The organism is Agromyces sp. MMS24-JH15, from assembly GCF_043518605.1.
Taxonomy (GTDB): Bacteria; Actinomycetota; Actinomycetes; order Actinomycetales; family Microbacteriaceae; genus Agromyces.
In genome coordinates this window covers 3266063-3283249 of record NZ_CP171358.1, presented here as the reverse complement: position 1 = coordinate 3283249, position 17187 = coordinate 3266063, and the positions used below count along the sequence as shown (strand labels likewise).

Below are 17187 nucleotides of genomic sequence, written 5' to 3'. Positions count from 1 at the left end.
AGCGGGACTGCGCCGACCACCAGCCACCTCGACCGACTTGGAGAAGCCGCGTGAGAGCACTCCTGAGCGCAGGCGCGCTGTCGCTCGCCTTCACGCTCTTCCTGACCCCGCTGTTCATCCGGCTGTTCGTGAAGCTCGGGTGGGGCCAGTTCATCCGCGACGACGGGCCGCAGAGCCACCACGTCAAGCGCGGGACGCCCACGATGGGCGGGATCATCTTCATCCTCGGGACGCTCTTCGGCTACTTCACGGCGACCCTGCTGATCAGCAACGAACCGCCCACGGCCTCCGGGATGCTCGTGCTGCTGATGATGGTCGGGCTCGGCGTCGTCGGGTTCGTCGACGACTTCCTGAAGACCCGCAAGAAGCAGAGCCTCGGGCTCGGCGGATGGGCGAAGGTCGTCGGCCAGGTCGTCGTGGCGGGCGTGTTCGCGCTGCTCGCCCTGCAGTTCCCCAACCAGCAGGGCGCGACGCCCGCGACCACGAAGATCTCGTTCATCCGCGACCTGCCGCTGGACTTCATGGTGTTCGGCACGATCGTCGGGGTCGTCCTCTACGTCGTCTGGATCTGCCTGCTCAGCGCGGCGGCCTCGAACGGCGTGAACGTCACCGACGGCCTCGACGGACTCGCGGGCGGCGCCTCGATCCTCGCGATCGGGTCGTTCATCATCATCGGCTTCTGGCAGTTCAACCAGTCGTGCTTCAGCGACAACCTGAACCCGAGCGACGTCTACCGCTGCTACGACGTGCGCGATCCGCTGGACCTCGCCATCCTCGCGACCGCCATCGTCGGCGGCCTCGTCGGATTCCTCTGGTGGAACACGAACCCCGCGCACATCTACATGGGCGACACCGGGTCGCTCGCGCTCGGCGGCGCGCTCGCAGCGCTCGCGATCCTCAGCCGCACCGAGCTCCTGCTCCTGCTCATCGGCGGCCTCTTCGTGATCGAGACCGGATCGGTGATCGTGCAACGCGCGTACTTCAAGGTCACGCGCGGCAAGCGGATCTTCCTGATGAGCCCGATCCACCACCACTTCGAGCTCAAGGGCTGGGCCGAGGTCACGATCGTGGTCCGGTTCTGGATCATCGCGGGCCTGCTCGCCGCCGCGGGCGTGGGCGCGTTCTACTTCGAATGGCTCCAGAGCTGATGGCGGATGCCTCGCGCGATCGCCTCGCCGCGCTGACGAGCTGGCACGCCGACTGGTCCGGCCTCCGCGTCGCGGTGCTCGGCCTCGGCGTGACCGGGTTCGCGGTCGCCGACACGCTCACCGAGCTCGGCGCGGAGGTGCTCGTGCTCGCTCCGGCCGCCGACGAGGATCGCGCCCGCATCCTCGACGTCATCGGCGCGCGGCTCCTCACGCATCCGCTCGACGTCGTCCCCGAGGAGCTCGCGTCGTTCGAGCCCGAGGTGCTCATCGCCTCGCCGGGCTTCCACCCGGACCATCCGGTGCTGGAGTGGGCCGCGGAATCCGGCGTCCCGGTCTGGGGCGACATCGAGCTCGCCTGGCGCGTGCGCGACAAGGTCGCCGCTGCCGAGTGGATCCTCGTCACCGGGACGAACGGCAAGACCACGACCGTGCAGCTCGCGGCGACCTTCCTCGCGGCGAACGGGCTGCGCGCGGCGCCGTGCGGGAACATCGGCATCCCGGTCCTCGACGCCGTGCGCGACCCGGGCGGCTTCGACGTGCTCGTCGTCGAGCTCTCGAGCTACCAGCTCCACCACCTGCCCACGGCAGGGCCCGGTGCGGTGCATCCGCTCGCGAGCGTGTGCCTGAACCTCGCCGACGACCACCTCGACTGGCACGGCTCGCCAGAGGCGTACGCGGCGGCGAAGGCCAAGGTGTACGCGAACACGCGGATCGCGTGCGTGTACAACCGCGCGGACGAGGCGACCCGGGGGATGGTCGAGGATGCCGAGGTCGAGGACGGTGCGCGCGCGATCGGCTTCGGGCTGGACACGCCGGGGCCGAGCGACTTCGGCGTCGTCGAGGGCATCCTGTGCGACCGCGCGTTCCTCGAGGAACGGCGGACGGCGGCGCTCGAGATCACGACGCTCGCCGAACTCGAACCGCGCGGGCTCGCCGCGCCGCACGTCGTGCAGAACATCCTCGCCGCCTCGGCGCTGGTGCGTGCGGCCGGCGTCCCGGTCGGCGTGATCCACGACGCGCTCGGCGACTTCCGGCTCGACGCGCACCGGATCCAGGCGGTCGCGCTGGCCGGCGGCATCCGCTGGATCGACGACTCCAAGGCGACCAACCCGCACGCTGCCGAGGCGTCGCTCCGCGCCTTCGACCGGGTCGTGTGGATCGTCGGCGGCCTGCTCAAGGGGGTCGACGCGGACGCACTCGTCGCCGCGCACGTCGGCCGGCTCCGGGCGGCCGTCGTCATCGGGCGCGACCGTACGGCGCTCGTCGCGGCATTCCGCCGACACGCGCCGGAACTGCCTCTCTTCGAGGTCGTCGCGGATGACACTGAGACGGTGATGCCGGAGGCGGTCGCGCTCGCGGCCTCCGTCGCGGCGGAGGGCGACACCGTCCTCCTCGCGCCGGCTGCCGCCTCGATGGACCAGTTCGCCGACTACGCCGACCGAGGGCGGCGATTCCACGAGGCGGTCCGGGCGATGCTGGGAGGAGAGGCGGATGACCACGACGCCGCCGAGGACGGCACGCCCGGCAGCCCAGCCTGACGGCGCCCGGGGCGGCGTCGCCGCGTCGCGCATCCGGCTCGGCGGCCTGTTCCGTGCGGAGTCGGCCGACTACTACCTGCTGCTCGGGACGACCCTGTTCCTCACGGTCTTCGGGCTCGTGATGGTCATGTCGTCGTCCGTCGTCGAGTCGCGGCTCGAGGACGGCGGGTTCCTCGTGCAGGCCGGACGGCAGGGCGTCTACGCGCTCATCGGCGTCCCGATGATGCTCGTCGCGAGCCGGTTCCCGCAGCGCGCGTGGGAACTGGTCGCGTGGCCGATGCTCGCGTTCTCGTCGTTCCTGCAGCTCCTCGTCGTCGCGACGCCCATGGGCGTCGAGGTCGGCGGAAACACGAACTGGCTCGCGCTCGGCCCGATCCCGCCGTTCCAGCCGTCGGAGATGATCAAGGTCGCGCTCGTCATCTGGCTCGGCACGATCGTCACGCGCAAGCAGCACCAGCTGACCGACTTCGTGCACGGCCTGCTGCCGATCCTCCTGGTCGGCGGGACCGCGATCGGGCTCGTGCTCATCGGCGGCGACCTCGGCACGGTCGTGATCATGTCGACCATGCTCCTCGGCGCGCTGTTCCTCATCGGCGTGCGGCTCCGCCTGCTGGCCATCCCGGTCGTCGTCGGCGTGATCGTCTTCGCGATGGTCGGCGTCTCGAGCGAGAGCCGGCTCACGCGCATCACGTCGTTCTTCAACGAGCAGTGCACGACCATCGACGTCGACGGCTGCTGGCAGATCCAGCACGGCATGTTCGCGCTCGCCAACGGCGGCGTCTTCGGCGTCGGCCTCGGCAACTCGGCGGCGAAGTGGTCGTGGCTCCCGGCCGCCGACAACGACTTCATCTTCGCGATCGTGGGCGAGGAACTGGGGCTGATCGGGGCGATCGTCGTGATCGGGATGTTCGTCGTGCTCGCGATCGCGCTGACCCGCGTGCTGCGCCACGCCGTCACGCCCTTCGGCCGGGCCTCGTCCGCCGCGGTCCTCGTGTGGGTCGTCGGCCAGGCATGTGTCAATATCGCTGTCGTGCTGAAGCTCCTCCCGGTCCTCGGCGTGCCGCTCCCGCTCGTGTCGGCGGGCGGCACCGCACTGCTCACCACGCTCGTCGCGATCGGCATCGCGCTGTCGATCTCCCGGCAGTCCGCGCTGGCGGCGTCGGGCGCCGGACGTTCGACCCGCGGTTCGCGCCGAACGGGGAAGACGGCTCGATGAGCGTCTTCCTGCTGGCCGGCGGCGGGACCGCGGGCCACGTGAACCCCCTGCTCGCCGTCGCCGACCGACTTCGCGAGCGGCACGCCGACGCGACCGTGCTCGTGCTCGGCACGGCCGAGGGCCTGGAGTCGCGGCTCGTGCCCGATCGCGGATACGACCTGCTGACCATCGCGAAGGTGCCGTTCCCGCGTCGCCCGAACGCGAACGCCGTGCGGTTCCCAGGCCGGTTCCGCCGCTCGATCGACGACGTCGCGAAGATCATCGACGACGCGCACGTCGACGTCGTCGTCGGCTTCGGCGGGTACGTGTCGACCCCCGCCTACCTGGCCGCGCGCCGCCGCGGCGTGCCGGTCGCGATCCACGAGGCGAACGCGCGGCCCGGACTCGCGAACCGCCTGGGCGCGAGGTTCGCCGCGGCCACGGGCGTGGCGTTCGAGGGCACGGTCCTGCCGCGGGCCGAGGTCGTCGGCATGCCGCTCCGCCGCGAGATCGAGACCCTCGACCGCGCGGCCGTGCGCGCCGAGGCGATCGCCCACTTCGGGCTCGATCCGGACCGGCCCGTGCTGCTGGCGACCGGCGGGTCGCTCGGCGCGCGCCGGATCAACCGGACCATGGTGGATGCCGCGGCCGCGGTGCTCGAGACCGGCTGGCAGGTGCTGCACGTCACGGGCGCCTCGAGCGAGGTCGCGGATCCGGGACTGCCCGGCTACGCGATGGTCGAGTACGCGAACCGCATGGACCTGGCCCTGGCGGTCGCGGACCTCGCGGTCTCCCGCGCGGGAGCGGCGACCGTGAGCGAGCTGGCCGCGCTCGGCATTCCCGCGATCTACGTCCCGTACCCGGTCGGCAACGGCGAGCAACGGTTCAACGCGGCCGGCGTGGTCGCCGCAGGCGGGGGCATCCTCGTCGACGACGCGGAGTTCACGCCCGCGTGGGTGCGCGAGCACCTCGTGCCGCTCCTCGGCGACCGCGAGCGCGTGCGCGCGATGGCCGCGTCCGCGCGCTCGGCCGGCCTCCTCGACGGCACCGACCGCATGGTCGCCCTGGTCGACCGTGCGCTGGCCGCCGGATCCCCCCGATCCGGCGGGGGAGCCTGAGGCGGCGCCGAAGGCGCGTAACGTTGCATCCGGGCGCCCTGCCGCCACCCGCCGCGGGCCGAGCCCGCCCGATCCGACCACGAGGAAGACCGCACCGTGACCATCAAGCCCGACCTGAACGCCGTCATCCCCGCCGAACTGGGCAACGTCCACTTCGTCGGCATCGGCGGCTCGGGGATGAGCGGGATCGCGCGCCTGATGCTCGGCGACGGGCATCGCGTCACGGGCTCGGACGTGCGCGACTCCGCGAACATCGGCGCGCTCCGGGACCTGGGTGCGACCGTCGCGATCGGGCACGACGCGGCCAACGTGCCCGACGACGTCGACACGATGGTCGTGACCGGCGCGCTCTGGCTGGACAACCCCGAGTACCGCCTCGCGCTGGCGCGCGGCATCCCCGTCCTGCACCGCTCGCAGGCGCTCGCGGCGCTCATCGCGGGCCGCCGGCTGGTGTCGGTCGCCGGCGCGCACGGGAAGACGACCTCCACGGGCATGATCATCACGTCGCTGCTGGCCCAGTCGGCCGATCCGAGCTTCGTGAACGGCGGCGTGATCGAGGAGCTCGGCACTTCGAGCGCCGCGGGCGACGGCGAGCTCTTCGTGGTCGAGGCCGACGAGTCCGACGGGTCGTTCCTGCTCTACGACACGTCGGTCGCGCTCATCACGAACGTCGACCCGGACCACCTCGACCACTACGGCTCGCTCGAGGCGTTCGAGCAGGCGTTCGTCGACTTCGCCGACCGGGCGCGCGAGCTCGTCGTGATCTCCTCGGACGATGCGGGCGCGCTCCGGGTCGCCGAGCGGATCTCCCACGCGAACGTGATCACCTTCGGCGAGGCCGAGGGGGCGACCGTCCGCGTCCACTCCATCGAGACCGACGGCCCGGTGGCATTCGCGATCGACTATGCGGGGCGGACCTACCGTGCGCGCCTGCGGATCCCCGGCCGCCACAATGCGATCAACGCGGCGGGCGCGTTCGGCGTGCTCGTCGGCATGGGCTTCGACCCGGCCGAGACGCTCGCGGGCGTCGCCCGCTTCGCGGGCACGGGCCGCCGGTTCGAACTGCACGGCACGGTCGGCGGCGTGAGCGTGTACGACGACTACGCCCACCACCCGACCGAGGTGGCCGCCGCGCTCGCGGCGGCACGCACGGTCGTCGGCGCGGGCCGGATCATCGCGGTGCACCAGCCGCACCTGTACAGCCGGACCAGGCTGTTCGCCAAGGAGTTCGCCGAGGTGCTCGAGGAGTTCGCGGACGAGACGGTCGTGCTCGACGTCTACGGCGCGCGCGAGGACCCGGAGCCGGGCGTGACCGGCGCGCTCGTGAGCGATCGGTTCGCCGACCCGTCGCGCGTGGCGTTCATCGCGGACTGGCAGGAGGCGGCCGACCACACCGCCCGCATCGCCCGCGAGGGCGACTTCGTGATCACCCTCGGCTGCGGCGACGTCTACCGCATCGTGCCGCAGCTGATCGGGTCGCTGGAGCGGGAGCGCGGATGACGGCGGTCGGGTCGTGAGGCGCCCGCAGGGGTTCGATCGGCCCCCCGTGCGTCCGGCCCGGTCGGGCCGATCGGATGCCCCGGCTGCAGCCGCGGCGTCGTCGGCGGGGTCGTCGACGCGTCCGCCGGCCGGCGGTTCGGATGCCCCACGGTCGGCCGTCTCCGTCGCGGATCGCACGCCGACCGCCCCGGTGGACCTTCCGGTCGTCCCCTCCGCCGAGCCGGGTCGCCCGGCTTCGAGCGGATCGGGTGCGACGTCGGATCCGGGACGACCCGATCCGGGACGACCCGATCCGGGACGCGACGAAGCCGCGTCGAGCCCGAAGGGCGCACGGGCCGCACGCCGCGCGGTGGCCCGCGCGGCGGCGGCGCGGCGCCGGTTCGAGCGCCAGGAGATCCGGCGGTTCACGAAGCGGAGCCGTCGGCGCCGGATCGCGTGGATCGTCGCGATCGCGGCCGTGCTCGCCGTGGTCGGCGGCACCCTGGCGGTCGCGTACTCGCCGCTCATGGCACTCAGGGACGTGCGCGTCGAGGGCGCGCAGCGCATCCCGGCCGACGACATCGCGGACGCGTTCACGCCCGAGCTCGGCACGCCGCTCGCGCTCGTGACCTCCGCCGACGTGCAGCACGTCCTGGCCGGGTTCCCCCTCATCGAGACGTACTCGACCGAGGCGATCCCGCCGTCGACGCTCGTGGTCCGCATCGTCGAGCGCACGCCCGTCGGCGTGGTCGAGGGCGAGGACGGCCTCGAGCTCGTGGATGCCGCGGGCGTGGTGATCGACCGGCCCGCCGAACGACCCGACGGCGAACCCCTGATCACGGCCGGGCCGACGGCGTCGGAGGGCTTCCGCGCCGCGGCCGCGGTGATCCGTTCGTTGCCGGCCGCGGTGCGCGGCCAGCTCGTGGCGGCGTCGGCGGAGACCGCCGACGATGTCCGGCTCCAGCTCGCGAGCGGGGCATCCATCGTCTGGGGGAGTCGCGAGGACTCCGCGTTCAAGGCGGACGTGCTCGACGCGCTCATGCGCTCGGCGCCGCCCGGCGCGGTCGCCGAGTACGACGTCTCCGCACCGGGGAGCCCGGTCACGCGCTGAGCGCCTCGGCGGGTGCATCCGCCCGCCTCGGAGGGCCGAGGATGCCTCGTCGATGCGGGCGGTTCGCGACACGCGGGGTGTCATGGCGCCCGGGCGGCGGGGGAGCACCTACCTTCGAGTCAGGAATTGCTTACTCGGCAAGACATTAACCTTCGACTAGAGGTTCAAGGTTCAGAGTTCGCACGGAGGGCCGGATATGTCGACAAACCAGAACTACCTCGCCGTCATCAAGGTCGTCGGCATCGGCGGCGGCGGCGTCAATGCCGTCAACCGCATGATCGAGCTCGGCCTGCGCGGCGTCGAGTTCATCGCGATCAATACCGACGCCCAGGCGCTGCTCATGTCCGACGCGGACGTGAAGCTCGACGTCGGTCGCGACCTCACGCGCGGGCTCGGTGCAGGCGCCGACCCGGAGGTGGGCCGTCGCGCCGCGGAGGACCACGCCGAGGAGATCGAGGAGGCGCTCGCGGGCGCCGACATGGTGTTCGTGACGGCAGGCGAGGGCGGCGGCACCGGCACCGGCGGCGCACCCGTCGTCGCCCGGATCGCCAAGTCCATCGGCGCGCTCACCATCGGCGTCGTGACCAAGCCGTTCAGCTTCGAGGGCCGCCGGCGCCAGAGCCAGGCCGAGCAGGGCGTCGCACGCCTGAAGGAAGAGGTCGACACGCTCATCGTCGTGCCGAACGACCGGCTGCTGGAGATCAGCGACCGCGGCATCTCGATGCTCGAGGCGTTCGCCACGGCCGACCAGGTGCTCCTCGCCGGCGTCCAGGGCATCACCGACCTCATCACGACGCCGGGCCTCATCAACCTCGACTTCGCCGACGTCAAGTCGGTCATGCAGGGCGCCGGCTCCGCGCTCATGGGCATCGGCTCGTCGCGCGGCGCGGACCGCGCGATCAAGGCCGCCGAACTCGCGGTCGCGAGCCCGCTGCTCGAAGCCTCGATCGACGGTGCGCACGGCGTGCTGCTGTCGATCCAGGGCGGTTCGAACCTCGGCATCTTCGAGATCAACGACGCGGCGCGACTCGTGCAGGAGGCGGTCCACCCCGAGGCGAACATCATCTTCGGCGCGGTCATCGACGACACGCTCGGCGACGAGGTGCGGGTGACCGTCATCGCGGCCGGCTTCGACGGCGGCGAGCCGCTGCAGCAGAAGGACGTCGCCGAGCTCAAGCGGCCGAGCCAGGTGCCGGCCGCGGTCGGCGTCGGGTTCGCGGCATCCGTGGGCGCCTCGTCCTCCTCGTCGACGTCGTCCTCCGAGACGGAGCCCGCGATCGCCGAGATCGACATCGAGGAGCTCGTGGAGTCCGCGAACTGGGGCGACCTCGACCGCGGGTCGGCGGACCGGATCGTGAGCGACCCCGCGTTCGACGACGACGGCGACGACCTCGACATCCCCGACTTCCTGAAGTGAGCGCGCCCGACCCGGGCGCACTCGTCGTCGCGCGCTCCGGAGCGCGGTGGTGAGCGGGCTCGGCGCGAGGCTCGATCGCGTCCGGGCCGACATCGCCGAAGCGGCGGTCGAGGCCGGGCGCGACCCGGGCGAGATCACGCTCATCGTCGTCACGAAGTTCCACCCGGCCGCGCTCGTGGCCGAGCTCGCGTCGCTCGGCGTGCGCGACCTCGGCGAGAACCGACACCAGGAGGCGCAGGCGAAGGCGGCCGAGCTCGCCGACCTCGGCTTGCGCTGGCACTTCGTCGGCCAGCTGCAGGGCAAGAAGGCGCGCCAGGTGCGTGCCTACGCGTCCGCGATCCACTCCGTCGACCGTCCGTCGCTCGTGGACGCGCTGCGGTCGGAGGAGTCCGTCGTCGACGCGTTCGTCCAGGTCAACCTCACCGACGATCCGAACCGCGGCGGGGTCGCGCCGGGCGAGCTCGAGGCGCTGGTCGAACGCGTGCTCGCGACGCCGGGGCTCCGCCTGCGCGGACTCATGGCGGTCGCGGGCCTCGACGTCGATCCGCGGACCGAGTTCGCGCGCGTGCGCGAGTACGGCGAGCGGGTCCGCCGGCTCGCGCCCGAGGCATCCGATCTGTCGATGGGCATGAGCCACGACTTCCGCGAGGCCATCGCGGAAGGCGCGACACACCTTCGGATCGGCACGGCAATCACGGGGAATCGCCCGACCGGCGGCTAACGTCGGACAGAGACCGAATCACCGACGGAGGCAGCGATGTCCAACCCGCTCAAGAAGACCATGGTCTACCTCGGCCTCGCCGACGAGGAGCTGGAGTCCGAGGCGCCGAGCGCTCCGGCACCGGCCCCCGCGCCCGTCGCGCACGCGGCGCCGGCGCCCCGAGGCGGCGGCGCGGCGGTGACCCCGCTGCGAGCCAAGCCCACAGTCCAGCAGACGAACACGCAGGCCGAGATGAACGAGATCCTGACCGTCCACCCGAGGCAGTACCGCGACGCGCAGGTGATCGCCGAATCGTTCCGCGAGGGCGTCCCGGTGATCATCAACCTCTCGCAGATGTCGGACGGTGACGCACGCCGGCTCATCGACTTCGCGAGCGGGCTGTCGCAGGGCCTCTACGGCAAGATCGAGCGGGTCACGAACAAGGTGTTCCTGCTGTCGCCCGCGCACGTCGTCGTCTCCGGCGAGAACGGCGATGCGGAGCACGACGGCGACGCCTCCTTCTTCAGCCACCAGTAGACTCCCAGCGTGGGAGTACTCGACGTCGTCTGGTCAATCCTCTCGACGCTGCTGCTGATCTATTTCTTCACCATGTGGGCGCGCTTCGTGGTCGATCTGGTGCGCACCTTCAACCGGTCGTGGCGGCCGCGCGCCTTCTGGCTCGTGGTGGTCGAGGCCGTGTACACGGTGACCGATCCGCCCGTGCGGTTCTTCCGGCGACTCGTGCCGCCGATCCGCATGGGGCAGGTCGCGATCGACCTCGGATGGAGCCTCGCGATGCTCCTGGTGATCATCCTCATGACCGTGGTATCGGGCCTCTCCGCGGCGACCGCGCTGGCTGCCTGACGATCTCCTGCAAGACGCCACGCCGGGACGATCGGCACTGCATGGCGACGGATGACCCTGCTAGCGTTAGGAGAACGTGATCCGAACCGTTCGACAGATTTGAGGGTGGCAAGCCATGGCGCTAACTCCGGATGATGTGGTCAACAAGCGCTTCCAGGCGACGAAGTTCCGGGAAGGCTATGACCAGGATGAGGTCGACGACTTCCTCGATGAGGTCGTGGTCGAGCTCCGCCGGCTGAACCAGGAGAACGAGGAGCTGCGCCAGCGACTCGCCGCCGCCGAGGCCCGTGCCACCGAGGCCGCGTCGGCTGCCGCCGCCGCGCCCGTCGCACCGCAGCCCATCGCGTACGCGGAGCCGGCTGCGCCGCCGCCCACCGTCGCGGTCCCGACGCAGGTCCCTACCCCGCAGTCGGAGCTCGACGAGCAGACGTCGACCACCAATCTCCTCCAGCTCGCGCGCCGACTCCACGAGGAGCACGTTCGCGAGGGCGTCGAGAAGCGCGACGCGCTCATCGCCGAGGGCCACGCGACCGCCGCGCGCGTCGTCGCCGAGGCCGAAGCGAAGCAGCGCCAGCAGATCGGCATCCTCGACCAGGAGCGCATCGCGCTCGAGAAGCGGGTCGACGAGCTGCGCCTGTTCGAGCGCGACTACCGCCAGAAGCTGAAGAGCTACATCGAGGGCCAGCTGCGCGACCTCGACACCGCCGCACCGGTCCAGGTGACCGGCAACCAGGGCTTCTCGGCCCCGGTCGGCGCCCCGGTGCGCCAGGGCGAGGCTCCGGCACCGACCTTCCAGGGCTTTGGCGGCTGAGCGCGGGGGGAGAGCCGCCGGCTTCACCGCCCTCGTCGTCCTCGCCGTCGCGGCGCTGAGCGTCTATGCGATCGACCAGTCGACCAAGGCGCTCGTCTCCGCCAACCTCACCGAGGGTGAGGCGGTGCACGTCCTGGGCGACCTGCTCGTGTGGCAGTTCGTCCGGAACCCGGGGGCGGCCTTCTCGCTCGCGAGCGGCATGACCTGGATCTTCACGATCCTCGCGGCCTCGGTCATCACCTTCATCATCTGGTTCGCGCGACGCATCAAGTCGGTCGCGTGGGCGCTGGTCTTCGGCCTGCTGCTGGGCGGCGTGCTGGGCAACCTGACCGACCGGCTCCTGCGCGAACCCGGGTTCGGCGTCGGGCACGTGGTCGACTTCATCTCGACGCCGTGGATGCTGCCCGCGATCTACAACGTCGCCGACATCGCCATCGTGTCGAGCATGGTGCTCTTCATGATCCTCACGATCCGCGGGGTCGGCCTCGACGGGAGCCGGAACACCGGTCGCGCCGACGAGTCGGCCGCCGAGGCGGCCGACGGTTCGGCCGACGGCCCGGCCGCATCGGGCGCCCAGGGCGGCGACCTCAGTTCGTCCGCAGCACTCCCGCTCGCGCGCGAGTCCTGATGGAGCACCGGTCCTACCCCGTCCCCGACGGGCTCGACGGCGTCCGCGTGGACGCCGGGCTCGCGAAGCTGCTCGGGTTCTCGCGGACGCAGGCGGCGGACATCGCCGAGGCCGGCGGGGTCGTGCTCGACGGGGCATCCGTCGGCAAGTCCGACAAGCTGCGCGGTGGTTCGTGGCTCGAGGTGAGCTGGGAGCCGCCGCGGACGCTCGAGGTCGAGCCCATCGCGGTGCCCGACCTCGGCATCATCCACGACGACGAGGACATCGTCGTCGTCGACAAGCCGGCCGGCGTCGCGGCGCATCCGTCGCTCGGCTGGGAGGGACCGACCGTCGTCGGCGCCCTCGCCGCGGCGGGGTACCGCATCTCGACGTCCGGCGCACCCGAGCGCCAGGGCGTGGTCCACCGGCTCGACGCGGGCACGAGCGGGCTCATGGTCGTGGCGAAGTCGGAGCGCGCGTACACCGCGCTGAAGCACGCGTTCCACGACCGCGAGGTCGAGAAGATCTACCACACGGTCGTGCAGGGGCACCCCGATCCGCTCGCCGGCACGATCGACGCGCCGGTCGGTCGTCACCCGAAGTCCGAGTGGAAGTTCGCGGTGACCGCGTCCGGCAAGCACGCCGTGACCCACTACGAGACGCTCGAGGCGTTCCCGTACGCGTCGCTGCTCGAGGTGCACCTCGAGACCGGGCGGACGCACCAGATCCGCGTGCACATGGCCGCGCAGCGGCATCCGTGCGCGGGCGACGCGATGTACGGCGCGGACCCGACGCTGTCGGCGAGGCTCGGCCTGACCCGGCAGTGGCTGCACGCGAAGCAGCTCGCCTTCATGCACCCGGCGACGGGGGAGTGGACCAGGTTCGCGTCCGAGTACCCGGCCGACCTCGCGCACGCGCTCGGGCTGCTCGGCGAGGACTGAGCGCGGCGTCAGATCAGGAGCGAGCCGATCACGTCGAGCCGGACCTGGGCCGACACCGCGATGAGCAGGTAGTCGAGCACCGTGATGAGCGTCGCCCAGCCGAAGACGAATCGGCCGACACGGCGCACGCCTGCGCCCGCCCCCCAGAGGCCCTCGCGCAGCTGCCAGCCGATGGTGAACCAGAACAGCGGGATCGTGACGAGCCAGACGACCATGCACCACGGGCAGAGGCTGCCGAACTCGAAGACGCTGCGCCAGGCGAAGAAGTGCACGAGCAGGAATCCGGCGAGCACGAAGAGGCCGTAGACCCGCCAGTACCAGGCGCGGAGGCCCCCCGGCGCCGCGAGTGCGCTCACCCCGGCGTGGACCGGCCCGAGGAACAGCGTGATGCCGAGGATCGCGTTCGTGAAGCCCAGCAGGTTGCCGGCGGGGCTCAACAGGTTGGGTCCGCACGTGACGACCACGCCGAACGAGCACGACACGATGGGGTCGACCTCGGTCAGCTGGCCGATGTACTCGAGGTAGAGCAGGAACGAGACGATCCAGCCGAGTACGCCGGCGACGATCGAGGAGACGGCGAGCGCCCGGGGCGGGGTGAGTGCGGCCATGACCTCATTGTGGCCCTCGGGCGGGAGCCGACGCGACTGCGCGCAGGCGCCGGCGCCACGCCTCGGCAGCGCCCTGGAGCGTGGGTGGCCGACCGTAGACTGGGGGTCCGCCGACCAGTCGAGGAGCCCAGTGGCCGCCGATTCCTTCGTCCACCTGCACGTCCATTCCGAGTACTCGATGCTCGACGGGGCGGCCCGGGTCGGCGAACTGATCAAGGCCGCCGACGGCTACGGCATGCCGGCCGTCGCGATCACCGACCACGGCAACGTGTTCGGCGCGTACGACTTCTGGAAGCAGGCGACCGACGCCGGGATCAAGCCGATCATCGGCACCGAGGCGTACCTCACGCCGGGCACCCACCGCGGCGACAAGACCCGCGTGCGCTGGGGCTCGGGCGGCGGCGACGACGTCTCCGGCTCGGGCGCCTACACGCACATGACCCTCCTCGCCGAGACGACGGAGGGCATGCACAACCTCTTCCGGCTCTCGAGCCGGGCCTCGATCGAGGGCTACTACTTCAAGCCGCGCATGGACCGCGAGCTCCTCCAGACGTACGCGAAGGGGCTCATCGCCACGACCGGATGCCCCTCCGGCGAGGTCCAGACGAGGCTCCGCCTCGGGCAGTACGACGAGGCCGTGAAGGCCGCGGCCGAGTACCGGGACCTCTTCGGCCGCGAGAACTACTTCGCCGAGATCATGGACCACGGCCTCGGCATCGAGAAGCGGATCATGGACGACCTGCTCCGCCTCGCGAAGGACCTCGGCCTCCCGCTCGTCGCGACCAACGACCTGCACTACACGCACGCCGACGACGCGAAGAGCCACGCGGCGCTGCTGTGCGTGCAGTCGGGGTCGACGCTCGACGACCCGAACCGCTTCAAGTTCGACGCGGACGACTTCTACCTGAAGACGGCCGCCGAGATGCGCCACCTCTTCCGCGACCACCCCGACGCGTGCGACAACACGCTCGCGATCGCCGAGCGGTGCGACGTGAAGTTCAACACGAGCGCGAACTACATGCCCCGCTTCCCGGTGCCCGACGGCGAGAGCGAGGAGAGCTGGTTCGTCAAGGAGGTCGAGCGCGGGCTGCACGGGCGGTATCCGACCGGTATCCCGGCCGAGGTGCGCAGGCAGGCCGACTACGAGGTCGGCGTCATCAGCCAGATGGGCTTCCCGGGCTACTTCCTCGTCGTCGCGGACTTCATCAACTGGTCGAAGGAGAACGGCATCCGAGTCGGCCCCGGCCGCGGCTCGGGTGCCGGCTCGATGGCGGCCTACGCGATGCGGATCACCGATCTGGACCCGCTCCAGCACGGCCTCATCTTCGAGCGCTTCCTCAACCCCGACCGTGTCTCGATGCCCGACTTCGACGTCGACTTCGACGAGCGTCGGCGCGGCGAGGTCATCAAGTACGTGACCGACAAGTACGGCGAGGAGCGCGTCGCGCAGATCGTCACGTACGGCACGATCAAGGCCAAGCAGGCGCTCAAGGACTCGAGCCGGGTGCTCGGCTTCCCGTTCGGCATGGGCGAGAAGCTCACCAAGGCCATGCCGCCGGCGATCATGGGCAAGGACATCCCGCTCTCGGGGATCCTCGACTCGGCGCATCCGCGGTACAAGGAGGCCGGGGACATCCGGGCCATCATCGAGACCGATCCGGAGGCGAAGACCGTCTTCGAGACCGCGCTCGGGCTCGAGAACCTGAAGCGCCAGTGGGGCGTGCACGCGGCCGGCGTGATCATGTCGAGCGACCCGCTCATCGACATCATCCCGATCATGAAGCGCGAGCAGGACGGCCAGATCGTCACGCAGTTCGACTACCCCGCGTGCGAGTCGCTCGGCCTGATCAAGATGGACTTCCTGGGGCTGCGCAACCTCACGATCATCGACGACGCGCTCGACAACATCGAGGCGAACCGCGGGTTCCGGCCCGTGCTCGAGGAACTCGCGCTCGACGACGCCGAGGCGTACGACCTGCTCTCGCGCGGCGACACGCTCGGGGTGTTCCAGCTCGACGGCGGCCCGATGCGCTCGCTCCTGCGGCTCATGAAGCCCGACAACTTCGAGGACATCTCGGCCGTCATCGCGCTCTACCGGCCGGGCCCGATGGGCGCGAACTCGCACACGAACTACGCGCTGCGCAAGAACGGCCTGCAGGAGATCACGCCGATCCACCCGGAGTTCGCCGAGTCCCTCGCCGACATCCTCGACACGTCCTACGGCCTGATCATCTACCAGGAGCAGGTCATGGCGATCGCGCAGAAGGTCGCCGGCTTCTCGCTCGGCCAGGCCGACATCCTGCGTCGCGCGATGGGCAAGAAGAAGAAGTCCGAGCTCGACAAGCAGTACGAGGGCTTCTCGCAGGGCATGATCGCGAACGGCTACTCCGACGCGGCGATCAAGACCCTGTGGGACATCCTGCTGCCGTTCTCCGACTACGCGTTCAACAAGGCCCACTCGGCCGCGTACGGCGTGCTCAGCTACTGGACCGCGTACCTCAAGGCGCACTACCCGGCCGAGTACATGGCCGCGCTGCTGACCAGCGTCGGCGACGCGCGCGACAAGCTCGCGCTGTACCTCAACGAGTGCCGTCGCATGGGCATCAAGGTGCTCCCGCCCGACGTCAACGAGTCGATCGGCTACTTCGCGGCCGTCGGCGAGGACATCCGCTTCGGCCTGGGCGCCGTGCGGAACGTCGGGTTCAACGTCGTCGACGCGATCCGCGGGGCGCGCGACGCCAAGGGCCGGTTCGAGTCGTTCCACGACTTCCTGAAGAAGGTGCCGATCCCGGTCGCGAACAAGCGCACGATCGAGTCGCTCGTGAAGGCCGGCGCGTTCGACTCGCTCGGGCACACCCGGCGCGCGCTCGTCGAGATCCACGAGGGCGCGGTCGAGTCGGCGGTCAAGGAGAAGCGGGCCGAGGAGGTCGGCGACATCGGGTTCGACTTCGACAGCCTGTTCGACGACCACGAGAAGGCGGATGCCCCGTCGCTCGTGCCCGACCGGCCCGAGTGGGCGAAGAAGGACAAGCTCGCGTTCGAGCGCGAGATGCTCGGGCTCTACGTCTCCGACCACCCGCTCGCAGGCCTCGAGGCGCCGCTCGCGAAGCACGCCTCGACCACGATCGCGGACCTCACCGGGTCGGACTCGACGCAGGACGGCGACACCGTCGTGGTCGCCGGCCTGGTCACGAGCGTGCAGCACCGCGTGGCCCGCCAGAGCGGCAACCAGTACGGGATGATCCAGGTCGAGGACTTCTCGGGCGAGATCACCGTGATGTTCATGGGCCGCACGTACCAGGAGTTCGCGCCGACCCTCCGGGCCGACTCGATCGTGGTCGTGCGCGGGCGGGTCTCGATGCGCGACGACGGCATGAACCTGCACGCGCAGGGCGCGTTCCAGCCCGACCTCGGCAGCGGCGAGGAGAGCGGGCCCGTGGTCATCACGCTCCCGGACATCCGCGCGACGACCGACACCATCACCGCGCTCGGCGACGTCCTGGTCCGGCATCGCGGCGACACCGAGGTGCGCCTGCGGCTCACGAAGGGCGGCACGGCGCGCGTCTTCGAACTGCCGTACCCGGTCGCGGTGAGCGCCGACTTCTACGGCGAGCTGAAGGGACTGCTCGGGCCGAACTGCCTGATCTGAC

General features: G+C 71.0%; 15 protein-coding genes. 14 read left to right on the top strand and 1 reads right to left on the bottom strand.

Annotation, left to right across the window (positions count from 1 at the left end):
- The first annotated feature begins 50 nt into the window (after window positions 1-50).
- From mraY to ACDF64_RS14885, 13 genes are all read left to right on the top strand, one after another.
- A complete protein-coding gene (gene mraY, locus ACDF64_RS14945; RefSeq protein WP_394552148.1) occupies window positions 51-1148 on the top strand; it encodes a phospho-N-acetylmuramoyl-pentapeptide-transferase in 1098 nt (365 codons plus the stop codon).
- Complete coding sequence (gene murD / locus ACDF64_RS14940) at window positions 1133-2686, top strand: UDP-N-acetylmuramoyl-L-alanine--D-glutamate ligase (protein ID WP_394552147.1); 1554 nt, start codon at window positions 1133-1135, stop codon at window positions 2684-2686. Before mraY ends, murD begins: the two co-directional genes overlap by 16 nt.
- Complete coding sequence (locus tag ACDF64_RS14935) at window positions 2640-3902, top strand: putative peptidoglycan glycosyltransferase FtsW (RefSeq protein WP_394552146.1); 1263 nt, start codon at window positions 2640-2642, stop codon at window positions 3900-3902. The genes murD and ACDF64_RS14935 overlap by 47 nt, the downstream gene beginning before the upstream one ends.
- Complete coding sequence (gene murG / locus ACDF64_RS14930) at window positions 3899-4999, top strand: undecaprenyldiphospho-muramoylpentapeptide beta-N-acetylglucosaminyltransferase (RefSeq protein ID WP_394552145.1); 1101 nt, start codon at window positions 3899-3901, stop codon at window positions 4997-4999. Before ACDF64_RS14935 ends, murG begins: the two co-directional genes overlap by 4 nt.
- Window positions 5000-5095: 96 nt before the next feature.
- Window positions 5096-6499 (top strand): UDP-N-acetylmuramate--L-alanine ligase, encoded by a 1404-nt coding sequence (gene murC, locus ACDF64_RS14925; protein WP_394552144.1) that lies wholly within the window; start codon window positions 5096-5098, stop codon window positions 6497-6499.
- A 349-nt stretch (window positions 6500-6848) separates the two neighbouring features.
- The gene (locus tag ACDF64_RS14920) at window positions 6849-7589 is read left to right on the top strand and encodes an FtsQ-type POTRA domain-containing protein (RefSeq protein WP_394552143.1); all 741 of its coding nucleotides are present in this window, start codon (window positions 6849-6851) and stop codon (window positions 7587-7589) included.
- 196 nt (window positions 7590-7785) lie between these two features.
- The gene (ftsZ, locus tag ACDF64_RS14915; RefSeq protein WP_394552142.1) at window positions 7786-9006 is read left to right on the top strand and encodes a cell division protein FtsZ; all 1221 of its coding nucleotides are present in this window, start codon (window positions 7786-7788) and stop codon (window positions 9004-9006) included.
- 49 nt (window positions 9007-9055) lie between these two features.
- Window positions 9056-9727 carry a YggS family pyridoxal phosphate-dependent enzyme gene (locus tag ACDF64_RS14910; RefSeq protein ID WP_394552141.1) on the top strand — a complete coding sequence of 224 codons (672 nt, stop codon included), beginning with the start codon at window positions 9056-9058 and terminating at the stop codon, window positions 9725-9727.
- Between the two features lie 36 nt (window positions 9728-9763).
- Window positions 9764-10243 (top strand): cell division protein SepF, encoded by a 480-nt coding sequence (locus ACDF64_RS14905; protein ID WP_394552140.1) that lies wholly within the window; start codon window positions 9764-9766, stop codon window positions 10241-10243.
- A 9-nt stretch (window positions 10244-10252) separates the two neighbouring features.
- The gene (locus tag ACDF64_RS14900) at window positions 10253-10570 is read left to right on the top strand and encodes a YggT family protein (protein WP_394552139.1); all 318 of its coding nucleotides are present in this window, start codon (window positions 10253-10255) and stop codon (window positions 10568-10570) included.
- 115 nt (window positions 10571-10685) lie between these two features.
- Window positions 10686-11381: a DivIVA domain-containing protein gene (locus ACDF64_RS14895; RefSeq protein WP_394552138.1), complete on the top strand. Its 696-nt coding sequence runs from the start codon at window positions 10686-10688 to the stop codon at window positions 11379-11381.
- Window positions 11371-12009: a signal peptidase II gene (lspA, locus tag ACDF64_RS14890; RefSeq protein ID WP_394552137.1), complete on the top strand. Its 639-nt coding sequence runs from the start codon at window positions 11371-11373 to the stop codon at window positions 12007-12009. The genes ACDF64_RS14895 and lspA overlap by 11 nt, the downstream gene beginning before the upstream one ends.
- Window positions 12009-12929: an RluA family pseudouridine synthase gene (locus tag ACDF64_RS14885; protein ID WP_394552136.1), complete on the top strand. Its 921-nt coding sequence runs from the start codon at window positions 12009-12011 to the stop codon at window positions 12927-12929. The genes lspA and ACDF64_RS14885 overlap by 1 nt, the downstream gene beginning before the upstream one ends.
- Before the next feature lie 8 nt (window positions 12930-12937).
- Here the strand turns inward: ACDF64_RS14885 and ACDF64_RS14880 are convergent, their stop codons facing one another.
- Window positions 12938-13537, bottom strand: a complete 600-nt coding sequence (locus tag ACDF64_RS14880) for a vitamin K epoxide reductase family protein (protein WP_394552135.1) — start codon at window positions 13535-13537, stop codon at window positions 12938-12940.
- A 178-nt stretch (window positions 13538-13715) separates the two neighbouring features.
- Here ACDF64_RS14880 and dnaE point away from each other — a divergent pair, with 178 nt between their 5' ends.
- Window positions 13716-17186 carry a DNA polymerase III subunit alpha gene (gene dnaE / locus ACDF64_RS14875; RefSeq protein ID WP_394555163.1) on the top strand — a complete coding sequence of 1157 codons (3471 nt, stop codon included), beginning with the start codon at window positions 13716-13718 and terminating at the stop codon, window positions 17184-17186.
- Window position 17187: the final 1 nt, after the last annotated feature.

Coding starts and splice junctions, on each gene's coding strand:
- murD (WP_394552147.1), top strand. CDS start 1,133: ATGGCTCCAGAGCTGATGGCGGATGCCTCGCGCGATCGCCTCGCCGCG.
- ACDF64_RS14935 (WP_394552146.1), top strand. CDS start 2,640: ATGACCACGACGCCGCCGAGGACGGCACGCCCGGCAGCCCAGCCTGAC.
- murG (WP_394552145.1), top strand. CDS start 3,899: ATGAGCGTCTTCCTGCTGGCCGGCGGCGGGACCGCGGGCCACGTGAAC.
- ftsZ (WP_394552142.1), top strand. CDS start 7,786: ATGTCGACAAACCAGAACTACCTCGCCGTCATCAAGGTCGTCGGCATC.
- ACDF64_RS14905 (WP_394552140.1), top strand. CDS start 9,764: ATGTCCAACCCGCTCAAGAAGACCATGGTCTACCTCGGCCTCGCCGAC.
- ACDF64_RS14895 (WP_394552138.1), top strand. CDS start 10,686: ATGGCGCTAACTCCGGATGATGTGGTCAACAAGCGCTTCCAGGCGACG.
- ACDF64_RS14885 (WP_394552136.1), top strand. CDS start 12,009: ATGGAGCACCGGTCCTACCCCGTCCCCGACGGGCTCGACGGCGTCCGC.
- ACDF64_RS14880 (WP_394552135.1), bottom strand. CDS start 13,537: ATGGCCGCACTCACCCCGCCCCGGGCGCTCGCCGTCTCCTCGATCGTC.
- dnaE (WP_394555163.1), top strand. CDS start 13,716: ATGCTCGACGGGGCGGCCCGGGTCGGCGAACTGATCAAGGCCGCCGAC.